The sequence below is a fragment of the Pseudonocardia cypriaca genome, from assembly GCF_006717045.1.
In the GTDB taxonomy this organism is placed as follows: Bacteria; Actinomycetota; Actinomycetes; order Mycobacteriales; family Pseudonocardiaceae; genus Pseudonocardia; species Pseudonocardia cypriaca.
Window position 1 is genome coordinate 325,358 of record NZ_VFPH01000002.1, and the last position, 17,304, is coordinate 342,661.

At 70.5% G+C, this 17,304-nt stretch carries 15 protein-coding genes; 7 read left to right on the forward strand and 8 right to left on the reverse strand.

Going from position 1 to position 17,304, the window contains the following annotated elements:
- Window positions 1-87: 87 nt before the first annotated feature.
- The 5 genes from FB388_RS19210 to FB388_RS19230 form a co-directional block, all read right to left on the reverse strand.
- A complete protein-coding gene (locus FB388_RS19210) occupies window positions 88-1,245 on the reverse strand; it encodes a mandelate racemase/muconate lactonizing enzyme family protein (RefSeq protein WP_142103581.1) in 1,158 nt (385 codons plus the stop codon).
- Complete coding sequence (locus tag FB388_RS19215; protein WP_142103582.1) at window positions 1,245-3,557, reverse strand: glycosyl hydrolase family 95 catalytic domain-containing protein; 2,313 nt, start codon at window positions 3,555-3,557, stop codon at window positions 1,245-1,247. The genes FB388_RS19210 and FB388_RS19215 overlap by 1 nt, the downstream gene beginning before the upstream one ends.
- Window positions 3,554-4,459, reverse strand: a complete 906-nt coding sequence (locus FB388_RS19220) for a carbohydrate ABC transporter permease (protein ID WP_142103583.1) — start codon at window positions 4,457-4,459, stop codon at window positions 3,554-3,556. The genes FB388_RS19215 and FB388_RS19220 overlap by 4 nt, the downstream gene beginning before the upstream one ends.
- A gap of 73 nt (window positions 4,460-4,532) precedes the next feature.
- Window positions 4,533-5,492 carry a carbohydrate ABC transporter permease gene (locus tag FB388_RS19225; RefSeq protein WP_246122183.1) on the reverse strand — a complete coding sequence of 320 codons (960 nt, stop codon included), beginning with the start codon at window positions 5,490-5,492 and terminating at the stop codon, window positions 4,533-4,535.
- Window positions 5,493-5,523: 31 nt separating this feature from the next.
- Window positions 5,524-6,798, reverse strand: coding sequence for an ABC transporter substrate-binding protein (locus tag FB388_RS19230; protein ID WP_142103584.1), 1,275 nt, complete (start codon window positions 6,796-6,798; stop codon window positions 5,524-5,526).
- A 219-nt stretch (window positions 6,799-7,017) separates the two neighbouring features.
- On the opposite strand from FB388_RS19230, the gene FB388_RS19235 reads away from it, so the two are divergent.
- Entirely contained in the window at window positions 7,018-8,559 is a 1,542-nt protein-coding gene (locus FB388_RS19235) for an alpha-N-arabinofuranosidase (RefSeq protein WP_142103585.1), read from the forward strand.
- Between the two features lie 18 nt (window positions 8,560-8,577).
- Here FB388_RS19235 and FB388_RS19240 read toward each other — a convergent pair whose 3' ends face one another.
- Window positions 8,578-9,660 (reverse strand): substrate-binding domain-containing protein, encoded by a 1,083-nt coding sequence (locus FB388_RS19240; RefSeq protein ID WP_142103586.1) that lies wholly within the window; start codon window positions 9,658-9,660, stop codon window positions 8,578-8,580.
- A 237-nt stretch (window positions 9,661-9,897) separates the two neighbouring features.
- Between FB388_RS19240 and FB388_RS19245 the strand changes: the two genes are divergently transcribed.
- The 3 genes from FB388_RS19245 to FB388_RS19255 all read left to right on the forward strand — a co-directional run bounded on the left by FB388_RS19245 (window position 9,898) and on the right by FB388_RS19255 (window position 11,448).
- Window positions 9,898-10,290 carry a hypothetical protein gene (locus FB388_RS19245; RefSeq protein WP_142103587.1) on the forward strand — a complete coding sequence of 131 codons (393 nt, stop codon included), beginning with the start codon at window positions 9,898-9,900 and terminating at the stop codon, window positions 10,288-10,290.
- A gap of 87 nt (window positions 10,291-10,377) precedes the next feature.
- On the forward strand, window positions 10,378-10,986 hold the full coding sequence (gene wrbA / locus FB388_RS19250; protein ID WP_142103588.1) for an NAD(P)H:quinone oxidoreductase: 609 nt from the start codon (window positions 10,378-10,380) through the stop codon (window positions 10,984-10,986).
- Between the two features lie 9 nt (window positions 10,987-10,995).
- On the forward strand, window positions 10,996-11,448 hold the full coding sequence (locus tag FB388_RS19255) for a nuclear transport factor 2 family protein (protein WP_142103589.1): 453 nt from the start codon (window positions 10,996-10,998) through the stop codon (window positions 11,446-11,448).
- A 16-nt stretch (window positions 11,449-11,464) separates the two neighbouring features.
- Here FB388_RS19255 and melA read toward each other — a convergent pair whose 3' ends face one another.
- A complete protein-coding gene (gene melA / locus FB388_RS19260; protein ID WP_142103590.1) occupies window positions 11,465-12,826 on the reverse strand; it encodes an alpha-glucosidase/alpha-galactosidase in 1,362 nt (453 codons plus the stop codon).
- Window positions 12,827-12,924: 98 nt separating this feature from the next.
- Here melA and FB388_RS19265 point away from each other — a divergent pair, with 98 nt between their 5' ends.
- The 3 genes from FB388_RS19265 (at window position 12,925) to FB388_RS19275 (ending at window position 15,549) form a co-directional block, all read left to right on the forward strand.
- Window positions 12,925-13,767, forward strand: a complete 843-nt coding sequence (locus FB388_RS19265; protein WP_142103591.1) for a helix-turn-helix domain-containing protein — start codon at window positions 12,925-12,927, stop codon at window positions 13,765-13,767.
- Between the two features lie 121 nt (window positions 13,768-13,888).
- Window positions 13,889-14,827: a hypothetical protein gene (locus FB388_RS19270; RefSeq protein WP_142103592.1), complete on the forward strand. Its 939-nt coding sequence runs from the start codon at window positions 13,889-13,891 to the stop codon at window positions 14,825-14,827.
- Window positions 14,827-15,549: a hypothetical protein gene (locus FB388_RS19275; RefSeq protein ID WP_142103593.1), complete on the forward strand. Its 723-nt coding sequence runs from the start codon at window positions 14,827-14,829 to the stop codon at window positions 15,547-15,549. Before FB388_RS19270 ends, FB388_RS19275 begins: the two co-directional genes overlap by 1 nt.
- A gap of 47 nt (window positions 15,550-15,596) precedes the next feature.
- On the opposite strand, the gene FB388_RS19280 is transcribed toward FB388_RS19275, so the two are convergent.
- The gene (locus FB388_RS19280; protein WP_142103594.1) at window positions 15,597-17,282 is read right to left on the reverse strand and encodes a Na/Pi cotransporter family protein; all 1,686 of its coding nucleotides are present in this window, start codon (window positions 17,280-17,282) and stop codon (window positions 15,597-15,599) included.
- Window positions 17,283-17,304: the final 22 nt, after the last annotated feature.

Consider the following 17,304-nt stretch of genomic DNA (forward strand, 5'->3'; position numbering starts at 1 on the left):
TCCGATGTGGGTACCTGCTGGTCGCGCGGGCCCCGCCCCTCGACGCGCGGGACGTACGGGTTCTGGTCGGACCGTAGATCGTGATCGTCAGCCGTGGAATCCGTCGCGGGCGTGGCCGCGCAGGTGCTCCAGATCGAACTCGATCCCCAGACCCGGCCCCGGTGGCAGCTTCAACCGGCCACCACCGTTGTCCAACGGCGCAGTCAGGAACCGGTTGTAACTACTCAGGTCATGGCGGCTGGACTCGATCCGGTAGAAGTTCGGCACCGTCACCATCACCTGCCCACCCGCCACCAGATTCACCGGCCCCGCCGCGTCGTGCGGCGAGACCGGCACGTAGTACGCCTCCGCCATCGTGGCGATCTTCTTCAGCTCCGAGATCCCACCGGTCCACGTCACATCCGGCATCACGAAATCCGCCAACCGGTTCTCCAAGACCGGCACGAAGTCCCACCGCGTGTGCAGCCGCTCCCCCACCGAGATCGCCACCCCCACCCGATCCCGCACCTGCTGAAGCGCCCGATAACTCTCCGGCGGCACCGGCTCCTCATACCAGTGGATACCACCCACCTCGTCCAACGCCTGACCGATCCGGATCGCCGTCGGCACATCGAACCGGCCGTGCGCGTCGATCAACAACTCCACATCCGGGCCCGCCGCCTCCCGCACCAGCGCGGTCAGCTCCATCGCCTGCCCCACCTCGGCCCGGCTCATCCCGTCGTCGAGATACCGGTCATCAGCCAACGACACACCCGGCTTGTTCGGGAACGGGTCGAACTTGATACCGGTGTGGCCCGAGTCGACGATCCCCCGGATCTCCTCCACCACCCCGTCCCGGGTCGCGAACCGGCGCTGATCCGGATGCGTGTAGATCAACAGGTCGTCCCGGACCCGGCCACCCAGCAGCTCGTGGACCGGCAGGCCGAGGACCTTCCCGCGGATGTCCCACAACGCGATGTCCACCGCGCTCACCACGTTCGTGCCCGCCCCACGACTGCCCATGTAGGTGAACGCCCGGAACACCTTGTGCCAGATGTCCTCGATCCGAGCCGGATCATCCCCCACCAGCAGGTCACTCACCTGCCGCACCATCCCCGCCACCGCCCGGTTCGCCGTCGGCGTCGTCGTCGTGATCTCACCCCAGCCGCTGACGTCCTCGTCCGTGCGCACCTCCACGAACAGGTACTCACCCCAACCGGTGCCCTCCGCCCCGACCAACCACGGAACCACCTCGACGATCTTCATCAGGTCTCCTCACCATCGTCCTCGAGTGCGAACTCGAGGCGAACGCGCTCACCGGCGGCCACCGGTACCGGCTCGCCGCGGCGGAACGGTCCGACCGCCCGTGGGCAGCGCACCACAACCGCAGCGTCGACGTTCGATCGCAGGACGACGTGGGCGGTCGACTGCTCCAGGTCCCAGGCCAGCTCGGCCACGGTGACCCGGTTCCGGCAGCGGACCCCGCTGACCCGCCCGCGGGCCCACCGCCCCGGCAGCGCGGGGAGCAGCTCCACCACCCCGGGGAGGGAGTCGACCAACGCCTCGATGACCACCGCCGGGATCGCGTGCGCGGCATCGGCGTTGTAGACGTCCAGGCCCGGGTTGTGCGAGGTCATCAGCGACCGGAACACCATGTCGTTGCCGAGCACCTTGCCCAGGTTCGCCTCGACGAGGCCGGGGTCCTTCAGCCGGGCCGCGCACAGGGCCCGGTGCAGGCTCCCGTGCGCCGAGAGGTTCTCGTCCCCGCGCAGCACGAGCGCTCGATGCGCGGCGGCCGCCAGCTCGGGCGTGTCGTCCGGGGTGATCTCGTGCAGCGGCCAGACCGGGTACAGGTGGCTGACGTGCCGGTGGTCGTCCGGGGTCACGAGCCCGGGCCACGCCCATTCGGCCAGCGCGCCGCGGGAGTCCACGACGTAGGGCGGCAGCTGCTTCAGCAGGGTCTGCCAGCGCGTGACCGACGCTTCCTCGATGCCGAGCCGGGTGCACGCCTCGACGGCCGCGGACAGCGCGTGCCGGGCGGCGGCGATGTCCATCGTGGCGTTCACGGCGGCGGCCCCGGTGGACCCGGCCGGGCCCACCTCCGGCGAGTACGACGGAACGAGCACCAGGGAGCCGTGCTCGTCCTCGCGCACCAGGAAGTCCTCGAAGAACAGCGCTGCCTCGACCAGCCACGCCGCCAGCGGATCGGCCAGGAACTCGTCGTCACCGGTGATCTGCCAGTGCTCGACGAGCGGGAACAGGAGCCAGTCCGCGCCCGCGACCCACATCGCCCACGGCCAGTCGGCGTCCAGGTGGAACAGGCGGCCGTGCTCGCCGTCGGTGCGGCTGGGCGCGAGCAGTCCGCGCGCCCCGAACACGGCCTCGGCGTTGGCTCGCCAGTCGTCGATCTGGTCGGCGATCAACGCCCCCAGACTCTCCACCACTTCGGGGAGCGCGCCGATGCCGGCCCCGGCCAGCTGCAGGTTCAGGTTCGCGTCGGTGGTGAAGTCCCCCGACCACGCCGCGCCCCACTCCCCCAGCCACAGCCCGGTGAGCCGCGGCGGCAGCACTCCGGACGAGCTGATCAGCAGGTAGCGCCCGGCGTGGAACATGGCCTCGAGCAGCGCGGGCGTCGGCGCCTCGGCCCGGCGCTGAGCTGCGAGCAGCTCCCCGACCGGCTGCTCCCGCTCGTCGGCGGGCACCCCGAGGTCGAGCTCCACCCGCTCGTACATGGGCGTGTGCAGTGCGGTGTGGCGGCGCAGCAGCGTCAGGTACTCGGCGGGCAGCGCCGCCAGCCGCTCCCGCAGCGGCTCCTCGTCGACCGGCCCGTCCGCCCGGTCGAGCACCGTCAGCAGCAGGAGCCGCGACGCTCCGCGCACCACCGCGACGTCGCCGTCCAGCCGCACGGGCCCGTCGACCGCGACGAGCCGGGTGATACCGGCGAACCCGTACGCGCCGAGGCCGGGCGGGTAGGTGCCCCGCACGGTGAGCAGGGCATCTCGCGGGCCGCCGACCTGGGTCAGAGAGGAGTACCCGACGCCCGCGGGCCGCCCGGGCAGATCGCCCGAGAGCCGCACCGCCAGGTCGAGGGCGGGCCCGGCCAGCTCGTACACCAGCACCCGGTCGGCGCGCGAGACGAAGCCGCGGCTGCGCCACACCCCGCCGATGTCCGTCCAGGTGGCGCTCACCTCACCGGTGCGGAAGTCGGTCTCCCTGCGGTAGTCGCGCGCCGGAGGCGGGTTCGAGCGATCGACCTCGATCACGAAGCCGGGGTGGAACGGCTGGGTCCAGGCCAGCCGCCTCCCGTCGGTGAACGCGCGCTGTGCCGCCTCCGCCTCACCCGCGAGCACGAGGTCCCGCACCTCGTCGAGCCGATCCGCGACCGCGGGCGGCCCCAGGTGGCGGGTCCCGTTGGGCAGCACGAACCGGTGGTGGTTGACGATGAGGCGTTCCGCGGCCGGATCACCGAGGGCCACCAGGCCGTACTCGCCGTTGCCCGACAGGAACCCGTCCTCCCATCGCGCCGCGGGCACGGTGTCGTGGATGCCGTGGCGGGGCCCTCCGTCGCGGACGCTCACCCCTTGAAGGCCCCGTCCAGGATGCCGTTGACCATCTTGCGCCCGACGAACACGAACAACACCAGCAGCGGGAGCGTGGCCAGGAACGAACCGGCCATGGCCAGGCCGAGGTCGATGTCGAAGCTGTTCTGCAGCGCCTTGATGGCGATCTGGGCGGTGAACCGCTCCGGCGACTTCAGCACGATGAACGGCCAGAGGAAGTCGTTCCAGGCCTCCACGAAGCCGAACAGGCCGAGCACGAACGCCGCCGGTCGGACGATCGGGAACGCGATGCGCCAGAAGATCTGCCAGGTGCTCGCCCCGTCGATCCGGGCGGCCTGCAGCAGCTCGTCACTGAGGGTCGTCACGATGTGCTGGCGCATCCAGAAGATGCCGAACGCACTGGCCAGCCCCGGCACGGCCACCGCCTGCAGCGTGTCGACCCACCCCAACCAGGAGACGATCATGTACTTCGGGATGACGGCGAGCTGCGTCGGCACCGTCATCGTGAGCACCACGACGAGGAACAGCACGTCCCTCCCGCGGAAGTGCAGCTTCGCGAACGCGAACCCGCCCAGCGCGCACAGCAGCGCCTGACCGACGCCGATCGTGAGGGCGATGACCAGGCTGTTGATGATCGACTGCAGGAACGGGACCGTGTCGAAGACCTTGCCGGCCAGCTCGAAGAAGTTCTCGCCCGGCAGGATCTCCGGGGGCATCTGCGTCGCGGTGGCCGAGTCGGTCGAGGAGACGACGAACATCCAGTACAGCGGGAACACCGAACCGAACGCGGCGATACCCAGCAGCAGGTAGGTCCACCACCGCACGCGGCCCAGTCGACCCCCCGCCCGGCTCCTGCGGGCGGCGGGCGGCGCGCCGGTCAACGTGGTGCCGATCGTCGTCGCGGCGGTCGCGTCGCTCATCGCCGCCCTCGCCGGCGCTCGGGCGACCGCTTCGCGGACGCGCTGTGCCCATGATTCGCTCGCTGTCGCTCGCTCATCGTCCCTCTCCTCGGATCCGGGTGGAGAGCAGGTAGTTGACCGCGGCGATCAGGATGATCATGAGGAACAGCGCGACGCCGATCGCCGAGCCGTAGCCGAACTCGTACCGGCCGAAGCCCTGCTCGTAGAGGAACAGCGTGAGCGTCTGGCACTGCCGCACGGCCCCGCAGGTGAGGTTCGTCGTGCGGGCGACCAGCAGCGGCTCGGTGAAGATCTGCAGCCCGCCGATCGTCGAGGTGACGATCGTGAAGATGATGATCGGTCGCAGCGCCGGGACGGTGATGTGGCGGAACTGCTGCCACCCGCCTGCGCCGTCGATCGACGCCGCTTCGTAGACGTCGCGCGGCACCGCCTGCAGCGCCGCCAGGTACAGCAGGGTGTTGTAGCCGAACCAGCGCCACGCGACCATCACGGCGATCATGAGGTGGCTGCCCCACACGGTCTGCACGAAGTCGATCGAGGAGATCCCGACCAGTCCGAGCAGCCAGTTCAGCAGCCCGTAGTCGCGGTCGAACATCTGCGCGAAGACGATCGCGGTGGCCGCCACCGAGGTGATGAAGGGGACCAGGATCGACATCCGGAAGAACACCGCGGCCCGCAGCCGGGCGTGGTTGAGCACGTGCGCCAGCACCAGCGCGATCGCCAGCTGCGGGATGGTCGACAGCAGCCAGATCCTGATCGTGTTGCTCGTGGCGTTCCAGAACCGCGGGTCGGCGAGCATCCGGGTGAAGTTGTCGACGCCGATGAAGGTCTGGTCGCCGATCGGGTTCCACTCGAACAACGCGATGTAGAACGTGGCCAGGAACGGGACGAGCCCGAACACCCCGAAGATCAGGAAGAACGGCGCGACGTAGGCGTACGGCGCGATCCGCTCGCGGAACGGGAGGGTCCACCCCCCGGCGCGCTTGGGCGCGCCGGGGGACGGAACCTGCTTGGCCGGCAGGGTCGCGGTCACGAGACCCCCACACGGTCGCGACGCATCGGCGTTACTTCCCGATCGCCGTGCGGATGTTGTTCACGGCGTCGTCCCAGGCCGTGGCCGGGTTGCCGGAACCCTGCTCGACGTTGGTGAGGGCGTTGAGGAACTCCGAGCCGATGGTGGCGGTGTCGGGCCCCATGTGGAACGGCTTGATCCCCAGCACGGCCTGGGTGTAGATCTGCCCGGTCGGCGCGCCGGAGAAGAACGGGTCGGCCTGGCCGGTGAGCTTCGGGTCGTCGTAGACGGCGGGCGTGGTGGGCAGGGACCCGACGTCGAGGAAGTGCTCGAGCTGGCGCTGCGGCGACTGCATCTCCTTGATGTAGTTCCAGGCCGCCTCGGGGTTCTGGGCCCGGGCCGGGATCGCCAGGTAGCTGCCGCCCCAGTTGCCCGCGCCGCCGGGGATCGTCGCGACGTCCCACTTGCCGCTCGTGTCGGGCGCCGCCCGGCGGATCTGGTCCAGCATCCACGCCGGCGCGGACACGACCGCGAAGTCGCCGCGAGGCAGCGCGGCGTTCCAGGCGTCGGCGCCGAAGGAGATCTTGGCCGAGATGCCGGCCTCGAGCGCCTTGAGCGTGGTGTCGAACGCCGCCTTGACCTCCGGGTTCGTGTCGTAGATCAAGTTGCCCGCGTCGTCGTAGTACTTCTGCGAGACCTGGTTGACGGCCTGGTAGAACACGCTGGTCGGCGCGTTGTCGACGAACGGCTTGCCGGTCGCGGCCACGTACTTCTTGCCGGTCTCGATGAACGCGTCCCACGTCGGCCACAGCTTGGAGACCGACTCCCGGTCGGTGGGCAGGCCGGCCGCGGCGAAGAGGTCCGTGCGGTAGACGACGGCCATGCCGCCGACGTCGGTGGGGATCCCGATGATCTGCCCTCCTTCCGCGGTCGCCTGCTCCATCACCCAGTCCAGGTAGTCGCCCTTCATCTGGTCGGCGCCGGACTCGCGCAGGTCGCGGAAGTTCTGCGGCTGCTGCACGAACTTGGGCATGTCGTCGCCCTGGATGAGCACCAGGTCGGGCACCTTGCCCCCGGCGATGGCGGTGGTCAGCGCCTGCGCGGTCTCGGTCGTGCTGCCGACCTCGGTCAGCTTGACCTGGAGGTCGGGGTGGTCGCGGAGGTAGACGTCGACGTCGTGCTGCTGGTCGATCCCGCTGAACGACCAGAACTCGAACGACTTCGGATCCCCGCCGCCCCCGGACGCGGATCCCGGCGAGCATGCGCTGATCACCACGAGCGCGGCTGCGGCGAGCAATGCGAGCGGCGGGCTGGTGCGGAGTCTCACGGCGGTGTGCCTCCTGTTCGGACACGGTGAGCGGCGTGGCACTGACGAGCCGCTCCGCGTCCGAAACTTTCAGACTCGGGACCGGAAGAGCGGCGGCGTCGGCACACTGTCGGGCTTAGTGGCGGACACGGTATAACGTCAAATCTCCGCTGGGAAGCCTCAGCTCTGCGGCAATTGATTCGAAACTTTCGGATCCGCGAGGATCGAGGAAGGATCTCCATGCCAACGTCCAGCGCGCGCGTGGTCGTCGATCTCGACGTCACCGGCCCGACGATCAGCAGGCACCTCTACGGCCACTTCGCCGAACACCTCGGTCGCTGCATCTACGGCGGGTTCTGGGTCGGGGAGGACTCACCCGTCCCTAACGAGGGGGGCCTGCGGCTCGACGTCGTCGAGGCCCTTCGCGCGCTGGACGTCCCCAACCTGCGCTGGCCGGGCGGCTGCTTCGCCGACGCCTACCACTGGCGCGACGGCGTCGGCCCGAAGCCCGACCGCCCGGTCATGGTCAACACGCTGTGGGGCGACGTCGAGGAGAACAACCACTTCGGCACCCACGAGTTCATGGCGCTCTGCGAGCTGCTGGGCGCCGACCCGTACGTCAACGGCAACGTCGGCTCGGGCACCGTCCAGGAGATGAGCGAGTGGGTCGAGTACCTCACCCGCGACGGCGACTCGCCCATGGTCCGGCTGCGCAAGGCCAACGGCCGCGACGCACCGTGGAACGTCCCGTTCTGGGGCATCGGGAACGAGGCGTGGGGCTGCGGCGGGAACATGCGGCCGGAGACCTACGCCGATCTCGCCTGCCGCTACGCCACGTTCCTGCACGACCACGACGGCAACCAGCTCTACCGGATCGCCGCCGGCGCAGCGGACGACGACCTCGCCTGGACCGAGGCGCTGATGAAGGCCGTCAGCTGCTTGGGGTGCACCCGGACGCCGCGCAACGTCTTCCAGGGGATCTCGTTCCACTACTACACGTTCGCGGGCGACGGGATCGCCAAGAGCCCGGCCACCGAGTTCAGCGACGAGCAGTACCACCGCACGATGGCGAAGGCGGCCGACATCGACCGGGTCATCGCCGCGCACAGCGCGGTGATGGACGCCTACGACCCGCTGCGCCGCGTCGGCCTGGTCTGCGACGAGTGGGGCACCTGGTGGGAGGCCGAGCCGGGCACCAACCCTCGCTTCCTGCAGCAGCAGAACACGCTGCGCGACGCGCTGGTCGCGAGCCTGCACTTCGACATCTTCCACCAGCACGCGGCCCGCCTGCGGATGGCCAACATCGCCCAGACCGTCAACGTGCTGCAGGCGATGATCCTCACCGAGGAGAGCGGCGACGGACTCGTGCTCACCCCGACCTACCACGTGTTCGAGATGAACAAGGGCCACCAGGACGCGACCTCCGTGCCCGTGCACCTGGTCGACGGACCGGACGCGGTGGCCGTCGGCGACGACCGGTTCGACCCGCTGTCGGTCTCCGCCAGCACGAAGGACGGCACGGCGCTGCTCTCGTTGAGCAACCTCGCGCTCGACACCGACACGACCGTCCGGCTGGACCTGCGCGGCCGCGGGGCCACGGTGACGCGCGCCCGGATCCTCACGGGCGACAAGCCGCAGAGCCACAACACGGTCTCCGCCCCGGACGCCGTGACACCGGCCGAGCTCGCCGTCGCGCTCCGGCCAGGAGCGCTCGGTTCCACGGAGCTGACCGTCGTGCTGCCGCCGCACTCGTTCGCCACCGTCGAGCTGCACGTGGACTGACCCGCCACTGCCACCCCGTCATGCTCGCCGGGTGGTCTCCCGTTCCACGATCCGCGCCTCGGGCATGACCACCCGGGCCGAGACGGGAGCGGGCCGTGACGCCATCCGCTCGAGCAGCAGTGTGCAGACCGCGTCCGCCATCTCGGCGTTCCCCGGCTCGACGGTCGTCAGCGACGGAACCGTGAACCGGCCGTCGTCGAGGTTGTCGAACCCGACCACCTGGACGTCCTCCGGCACCTTCCGTCCGGCCTCGGCCAGCGCGCGCAGCGCACCGATCGCCGCCGAGTCGGTCAGGGCGAAGATCGCGTCGAACAGCACGCCCCGACCGATCAGATCCCGAACTGCCTCGTACCCGTCCTCGACGCCGAACCCGCAGGAGACGATCAGCTCGTTGCCGACCGCGGTGCCGACTGCCTCGTGCGCATCCCGGTAGCCGCGGGTCCGCAGCCCTTGCATGGACCCCTCGGCGACGCGGACGCCACCGAGCAACGCGATCCGCCGCGCACCGGTGCGGATCAGGAGCTCGGTCGCGAGCCGCGCGCCCCCGACGTTGTCCATGAGCACGTGGTCGAACCGCGCCGGAACCGCCCGTTCACCGATCAGCACGACCGGCGCATCGACGCTGAGGTGATCGAGGTCGGTCACGTCGCCCGCCACCACGCTGAGCACGAACCCGTCGTAGCCGCTCAACCGCGACGCGGTGAGGGCATCGAGCTCGGCCGACCGGCTCGCACCGGTCCGCTCCACCGCCAGCCGCAACCCGTGCGCCGCGAACCGGCTCGCCAGCCGGTCCGCGAGCTGGGCGTAGTACCCCGGCGCGAACCCCGGCACCGCTAGGCCGACCGCCCCGGTCCGGCCCATCCGCAGGTTCCGGGCGGTCAGGTTGACCTGGTAGCCCAGCTCGGCGATCACCGAGAGCACCCGCCGCTTCGTCGGCTCGCTCACCCGCTGCGACCGTCCGTTGATCACGTTCGAGACCGTCATCGTGGAGACACCGGCCCGACGGGCGACATCGGTCATGGTCACCCCCGCCCGCCGGCGTCGTGGGGCTGTGTCCAATCTCCACCTTCTCATCCGGGCCGTGCGGCACAGACTACGCATCCGAACCCGGCGGACAGCTCGGTGCGAGCACCACCCGGCCGGCTACGGCCGCGGCCGGTGCGGCCATCGGACGAGCATCACCTCGAATCCACCACCTGTGCGTGATCATCGAGCGACACAGCGTGACGGCTCGGCTTCCTCGTCGTTGTCCCGGGAGAACGACGGGGCGGGCGGTGCGCACGGATCGACACAGCGACGTCGCCTGGTGAGTTCGAATCCGATGAGGAGTGATGCAACATGATGTTGTCCTGGCCCGCCCCGCTCACCTGGCAGTACGCGCTCGCGACGGCCGGCATGATCCTGTTCTGGACCATGGCGATCTTCGCGGCGATCGTCCTCGTCCACTACCTCGGCCGGGAGCGCCCGGCCACGGTCGCGGTCGGACGGACCGATCGGACGGTCGTCCCGATCACGAGCGCGACGAAGGCGAGCAGGACGTCCCGACCCGACGACGCGGTCGGCGGCGAGGACGTCCTCGGACCGCTTCAGGTGCATGCCGACGGGCTCCCGGGCGGCGATCGCCTCGGCAACGTCCACGTGCTCGGGTTCGGTCGCCGCCGCGTTCCGGGCGTGTTCGTGGAGCCGGTGCACGTGGACATGGCTTCGCAGCCGAGCGAGCGACTCGCGTAACCACGGGTGCGGCTGCCGCCTCACATTCCGCGGTGCTGCCTCGTCGGATCTTCAGAGACGACCACCATCGCCGAAGGAGACCGACACGTGGAACCCGTCAACGCCGCGATCGTCTACTACAGCGCCACCGGCACCGTGCACGCACTGGCGCGGGCCGTGGCCGAGGGCGCGGAGAAGGCAGGCGCCGAGGTGCGGCTGCGGAGGATCGCCGAGACCGCGCCGCAGGCGGCGATCGAGGCCAACCCGGCGTGGGCGCAGCACCTGCAGGAGGCCGCCGACATGCCGGTGGCCGCCCTCGACGACCTGGGGTGGGCCGACGTGGTGCTGTTCGGCACCCCCACCCGCTTCGGCAACCCGGCCGGCCAGCTCAAGGCGTTCATCGACTCGGCCGGTCCGCTGTGGTTCTCGGGCGCGCTCGCCGGGAAGGTGTACTCGGCGTTCACGGCCAGCAACACCGCTCACGGTGGGCAGGAGTCCACGATCCTGGCGCTGAGCAACGTCTTCTACCACTGGGGCGGGATCATCGTGCCCCCCGGCTACACCGACCCCGTCCAGTTCCGGTCGGGCAACCCCTACGGCACCTCCCACGTGGCCGGTGACGGCCCGCCCGGCGAGGTCGCCGTGGAGGCGGCCCGCTACCAGGGCCGGCGCGCCGTCGAGACCGCGGCCGCGCTCAAGGCCGGCCGCGCGGCGTAGGGGACGGACATGGGGAACACGCCCGAGAACGAGGTCGCCGCGCTGCTCGACGAGCGGGTCGAGGCCTGCCGCGTCAAGGACATCGACCGGCTGATGGCGCTCTACTCCCCCGACGTCGTCTACTTCGACGTCGTCCCCCCGCTGCACTTCACGGGGACCGACTCGGTGCGCCGGAACTTCCGGCGCTGGTTCGACGAGTACGAGGGCCCGATCGGTCTCACGACCGTCCACCAGCAGGTCGCGGCGAGCGGGGACGTCGCGTTCGCACACATGATCCACCACGACACCGGCCCGCTCGACGCCGAGAGCGCGACGCACGAGCAGGTCGAGGACCGCAGCCTGTGGCTGCGCTCGACCGTCTGCCTCCGCAGGACCGAGCAGGGGTGGCGGATCACGCACGAACACATCTCGCTGCCCGTCGACCTCCGGACCATGCAGGCCGTGCTGGACCTCACGCCCTGACCGTCGGCCGGCGGTGTCACACCTGCAGCTCGTCGGGCAGGTACGCCTTGTGCGCGGCGAAGAGATCGTCGACCATCGCCCGGATCCGGTCGAGCGTGAGCAGCGCGGAGGTGAGCGGGTCGGCCATCACCGCGTGGTAGACGTGCTCGCGCCGACCGGTCAGGGCCGCCGTCACGGCCAGTTCCTGCACGTTGACACCCGTCCGGTTCACGGCGGCGCACTGCGGCGGGAGCGCGCCGAACACGGTGGGCTGCACACCGTTGCCGTCCACGAGACAGGCCACCTCCACGCAGCAGCCGTCGGGCAGGTTCGTCACGAGCCCGGTGTTGGGCACGTTGCCGTAGATGACGCTCTCCCGGCCGGTCTCCATGCTGTGCACGATCGCGGCCCCGTACTCCACGGAGGGAGCGAGCTCGCGCTTCAGGTCCTCCAGCAGCCGGTCGGTCTGGCCCTGCTCGTCGTGCGCGGAGCAGATCTCGTAGTAGTCCCAACGCTGCGGGATGAACTCCCGCACGAGCTCGGGCGACTTGCGGAAGTAGGGCAGGTACTCCGAGGCGTGGTGGCTGGACTCGGTGTGGAAGTAGCCGAAGGCGTCCATGATCGCCGTCCGGACCCGCTCGTTGCCGCCCTCGTACACCGACGCGCCGCGGTCGGCACCGCTGTGGTCGCCGTGGTCGTCCGCGAGCCCGTCGCCGGATGCCCCGTGCAGGTGCCGCCGCGTCATGACCTGCCGCAGCCGCGGGTACAGGTCCTCGGCGCCGCGGCGGAAGTCGGTGAACCAGGACTGGTGGTTGATCCCGGCCGCCCGGAAGGTCACGTCCTCGTACGGGACGCCGAGCTCGCGGGCGAGCATCCGCGAGGTGCCCTGCACGCTGTGGCACAGGCCGACGGTCCGCGCGCCGAGCGCGTTGAGGTACCAGGTGGACATCGCCATCGGGTTGGCGTAGTTGATCACTTGTGCGCCGGGGGCGACCTCGGCCAGATCGGCGGCGATCTCGCGGTACGCCACCACCGAGCGCAGGAAGCGGAAGACCCCGCCCGGGCCGAGCGTGTCACCCACCGTCTGGTCCACGCCGTAGCGGCGCGGGATCTCGACGTCGTCGCGGAAGGCGTCGATCCCGCCCACCTGGAAGGTGATGATCACGTAGTCGGCGCCGGCCAGCGCGGTGCGCCGGTCGGTGGTGCTCTCGACGACGGTCGGGAAGCCGTGGTGCGCGACGAGCGCACGCGTTGCGGCCGCCGTCCGCTCGAGCCGACCGGCGTCGATGTCCATCAGGGCGAGCGTGCTGTCGCGCAGCGCCGGGTAGCTCAGCAGGTCACCGACGAGCCGGAACGGGAACACGTACCCACCGGCACCCACAATGGTGATCTTCGCCATGGTGGAGCTCCTTCGATCGACGTCCGGTCCGTCCACGCTAGGAGCTGAGGCGCCTAGGATCGGTACGCCAACGTCGGGCGGAGTTCCAGGATCCTCAGGTGCCAGCGGCCGCGAGCATCACCGAGCAACCATCGGGGCTGGCGTGCTGGCAGGGCCGCGGCCACGCCATGGCGAGCGCGCACCGCCACGACGACCTCGAGGTCAACCTCGTCGACGACCAGCCCCTCACCTACCTCTTCGGCGGCGCGCTGGTGACGATCCAGCCCGGCCACGCCGCGCTGTTCTGGGCCGCGGTGCCGCACCGGCTCATCGACACCCCGCAGAACTGGCAGGCCCGCGTGGCGTGGCTGCACGTCCCGCTCGCCCGCGTGCTCGACTGGGGGCTGCCGGGCCGGGCGATCGCAGATCTGTTGCAGGGCACCCCGCTCATCACCCGGCACTCCGGGCACCCCGGCCGCGAGGCGTTCACCCGCTGGTCGGCCGACCTCACCAGCACGTCGGCCGATCTGCGCGCGATCGCCGTGCTGGAGATCCAGGCCGGTGTCCGCCGGCTGCTGCGCACCGCGGCACCGGCGGGCGACGAGGCGCGGGCGGTGCCCGACGCCGTCCGCCACGTCGTCGCGATGGCGCGCTACATCACCGAGAACTTCCGGGAACCGGTCCAGGTGGCGGACGTCGCCGCGGTCGCGCACCTGAACCCGAACTACGCGATGACGCTGTTCCGGCAGGTGCTCGGCACGACCGTGCACACCTACCTCACCGATCGGCGCATCGCCGAGGCCCAGCGGCGGCTGCTGACCAGCACGGCGACGACGCGCCGGATCGCCGAGGACACCGGCTTCGGCTCGCACAGCGGGTTCTACGCCGCATTCACCCGGGCCTGCGGCATGCCGCCGGGCCGCTACCGCCGGCTGCACCGCGGCGCAGCACCGGGCGGCTGAACCTCGGAGCGCCTCACCTGCCGTCGCACACCGCGACCCCTTCGACGTATCAGGCTCCGGTCACCGGACCTCGTCCGACCGAGCCGCGCCCCCGGGTCGGGCGGGGACGAAGGAGACGCGGATGGAACGCGCTCTGCACAACGGGGTCGTGCCTCGACGGAACCGGCCGGCTGCCGGCATCCGACGTCCCGCCCCCGATCCGGCGCCGCCGCCGACCGGGCTCGACGTGGCGAAGGTCGTCGAGTACGTCAGCCTGGTCGCCGCACCGGCAACGCTCGTCAGCGCGCTGGTGTACTGGCTGGGCTTCGAGCTCGTCGACGCCCGCTCGGCCTACTTCGGCATCGGCACCGGCGTGCTCGGCTACTCCGCCACGGACTACCTCCTCCGCGGCGCCGAAGCCGGCGTGGTGCCGCTCTTCGTGCTGTTCACCGCCGCGGTTGTCGTGATCCTGCTGCACGCCGCGGTCACGGCGCTGGCAGCGCGGGTGGGCGGTGCGACCTGGCTGCACCGAACGGCGACGGGCGCCGTCATCGCCGGCGTCCTGGTGTTCGGCGTCGGGCTGATCGGCCTCTTCTCCCCGCTGCCGCCGCCGCTGGACTGGTACCTCCTGCGACCCGTTCTCCTGGCGGGCGGACCGCTCATCGCGATCGAGGCCGCACGCATGATGCGGACCCGGCTGCGCCCGCATCACGCCCGGATGGCGGGCGTCGCGGTGGCGGGCCTCGTGGCCCTCAGCGCGTTCTGGGCCATGTCGATCTACGCGGACGCGCTCGGCCGCGGCCGGGCCATGGCGCTCGGCGCGGACGTCACGAAGGCCCTCCCCGCGGTGAGCGTCTACAGCGAACGATCGCTCGGCGTCCCCGACACCTTGGCGCGTGCCGACCGGGTGACCGGGCCCGACGAGCGCTACCCCTACCGGTACCGGGGCCTGCGGCTCCTGGTGATGTCCGGCGGCAAGTACTTCCTCGTGCCCGATGGATGGACCCGCGCGAGCGGCGCCGTGCTCGTCATCCCCGACAACCCCGACATCCGCGTCGAGTTCTCTCCGGGAGGCTCCTGATGGGCCTGTTCACGCGCGTCCTGCCGCTGCTCGTGGTGGCCGTCACCGGCGCGTGCGCCTCGCCTTCGACCGGCGTCACCGAGGACCGGTCGGGGAACGCCGCGGCCACGATCACCTCGTCGCCGTCCTCCCCGGGGGACGGCGACGGCGCGGACGGCTCACCCGGTGTCGGCGTCGACGGTCAGGATGGTCAGGACGGACAGGACGGGACGAGCGGCCGCGGGGATGACGCCGACGGGAGGGACGGGAACCCACCCACGTCCTCCCGTGGCCCGGACGGCAGCTCCTTCTCCGCGACCACCAACGACGTGCTCATCGGTCCGAACTTCGCGCGCGAGCAGACGGTGTCGTTCGGCTCCACGTCGCCCGGGTCCACAGTGACGAGGGCGGTCGAGCTCGTGGGTTTCGGCGGGGCGACGGTGTCGTCGGTGAGCTTGACCTCCGAGAGCGGCACGTTCCGCCTCCTCAACAACAGCTGCCCGGGCACCGGGCCCTCGTGCGGGGTGAGGGTCATCGCCTCCCCACCGACCGAGGGCGAACACGAGGGCACCCTCTGGGTCAGCTACACGACCGCCGACAACAAGCCCGGAAGCACCGGGGTGGAACTGACGGTCAGCGGCGAAGGAGGCGGTTCCGAGCTGAGGTCGTCGGAGGTCGGGACCACCGAGCCGGAGGTGCCGGAGGAGAGCGCCACCGAGAGCCCACCGACCACCTCGGGCTGAGGCGCCGACCGTTCGGCACAGCACGAATGCACCGCTCCGCCTGGGGCTCAGATACTCCCGGGCGCGGTGACGAGCACGGTGGACTGGGCGCGATCGACCGACAACCGCTCCTGCTGGATCCGGTCGATCAAGCTCTCGGCACGCTCCATCGACCCGATCAGCGCCAGGAGCGCGCCCTTCTCGGTGGCCGGGATGTCTCCGGCGTCGATCACCCGCCAGCGCATGGCCTCGAACTCGGCCTGACCGAGTGCGGCCGGCAGGCCCATGAGCGCATCGGTTCCGGGGCCGGCGGCGGCGGTGAGGGCCGACAACTTCTGCTCCAGATGACCGAGGCCCTCGCCGAGGATGGTCTCCCCGGCGGGGCTGAACTGCTCACGCCGGACCCGCCGGGCGATCTGGTGCAGCGACTCGCTCAGGGAGCCGGTGAAGTCGGCCTCCTCGATCATGCTGGCCACCAGGTCCATCTGTTCGCGCGACAGGTCCTCCTTGAACAGCTGCGCCGAGTACGCGCGGATCTCGCGGGACAGTGCGTCGAGCGACTCGTGGAGCTCGGCGGGCTTCTTCGGCGCACCCTTCTTGTCCCGTGCGATGTCGAGGAACACCTGCCCGGCTCCCAGTGCGCGCGCCACTTCCTGGCGCATCGCGGGAACCGCCCGGTTGAAGTCCTCCAGCGCCCTGCGATCGAGGTACTTGGGCACCGAGTAGTCCTCCAGGTCCTCCTCGGTGGTGTGCCCGATGCGCTTGAGCACCCGCTCGAAGACGTTGACGAAGGGGAACAGCAGCAGCACGTTGAAGACGTTGAAGAAGATCGAGAACAGGCCGACGGCGACCGGGACCAGCGGGAATGTCTCCTGCCCGTCCACCACAACCGGGACCCCCGGGTCACCGCCGAAGAAGCCCATCACCCAGGTGAGGACCCCGATCGCCGGGAAGAAGAGCGCCAGCACGACGCACACGCCGATGAAGTTGAACCCGATGTGCGCGTAGGCGGTGCGCTTCGCGTTCTTCGACAGGTTCAGCGAGGCGATCCACGACGTGATGGTCGTCCCCAGGTCCGCGCCGATCGCGAAGGCGATGGCGGTCTGCCAGTCGAGCACGCCCGCTGCCCCGAGGCCCATGACGATGCCGATCGTCGCGGACGAGGAGTGGATCAGCGCGGTGATGAGCGCGGCGATCAGCGCGCAGGAGACCACTCCGACGAACGTCGAGGAGTCCAGGCCCGAGATGATCGCCATCACTTCCGGTAGCTGGCGAAGCGGCTTGAGGCCGCCGGTCATCAGGTTGAGGCCGTAGAAGATCAGCGCGAACCCCATCGCCGCGAGGGCGATGTTCTTGAGCCGGTCGGTCTTCGCGAAGCAGTACACGGTGGCGAAGATCCCGCCGAACAGCAGGCCGAGCGGACCCAGCGGCAACGCGATCAGGCCGTTGCCGAGCGTGGTGCCGATGTTGGCACCCATGATCACGCCGATGGCCCCGCGCAGGCCCAGCACCCCGGTGTTGACCAACCCGACCGTCATCACTGTCATCGCGGTGGACGACTGGATGACCCCCGTGATGACGGTCCCGGCGACCACCCCCTTGAGCGGGCTACCGGCCATCCTGGCCAGCAGCGCGCGCATCTTGTTCACCGACAACGACTGGATGCCCCGGTCCATGAACTCCAGGCCGAGCAGGAAGATGCCCAGACCCCCGACGACCGGGACCAGGATCTCCTTGAAGACGTCGACTTCCATCCCACTTCCTCTCGGCGAGGGG

Bases quoted from the DNA above. Each gene is read 5' to 3' on its own strand.
- FB388_RS19210 (WP_142103581.1), bottom strand. From the start codon at position 1,245: ATGAAGATCGTCGAGGTGGTTCCGTGGTTGGTCGGGGCGGAGGGCACC.
- FB388_RS19220 (WP_142103583.1), bottom strand. From the start codon at position 4,459: ATGAGCGACGCGACCGCCGCGACGACGATCGGCACCACGTTGACCGGC.
- FB388_RS19235 (WP_142103585.1), top strand. From the start codon at position 7,018: ATGCCAACGTCCAGCGCGCGCGTGGTCGTCGATCTCGACGTCACCGGC.
- FB388_RS19240 (WP_142103586.1), bottom strand. From the start codon at position 9,660: ATGCGTAGTCTGTGCCGCACGGCCCGGATGAGAAGGTGGAGATTGGAC.
- FB388_RS19245 (WP_142103587.1), top strand. From the start codon at position 9,898: ATGATGTTGTCCTGGCCCGCCCCGCTCACCTGGCAGTACGCGCTCGCG.
- FB388_RS19255 (WP_142103589.1), top strand. From the start codon at position 10,996: ATGGGGAACACGCCCGAGAACGAGGTCGCCGCGCTGCTCGACGAGCGG.
- melA (WP_142103590.1), bottom strand. From the start codon at position 12,826: ATGGCGAAGATCACCATTGTGGGTGCCGGTGGGTACGTGTTCCCGTTC.
- FB388_RS19270 (WP_142103592.1), top strand. From the start codon at position 13,889: ATGGAACGCGCTCTGCACAACGGGGTCGTGCCTCGACGGAACCGGCCG.
- FB388_RS19275 (WP_142103593.1), top strand. From the start codon at position 14,827: ATGGGCCTGTTCACGCGCGTCCTGCCGCTGCTCGTGGTGGCCGTCACC.
- FB388_RS19280 (WP_142103594.1), bottom strand. From the start codon at position 17,282: ATGGAAGTCGACGTCTTCAAGGAGATCCTGGTCCCGGTCGTCGGGGGT.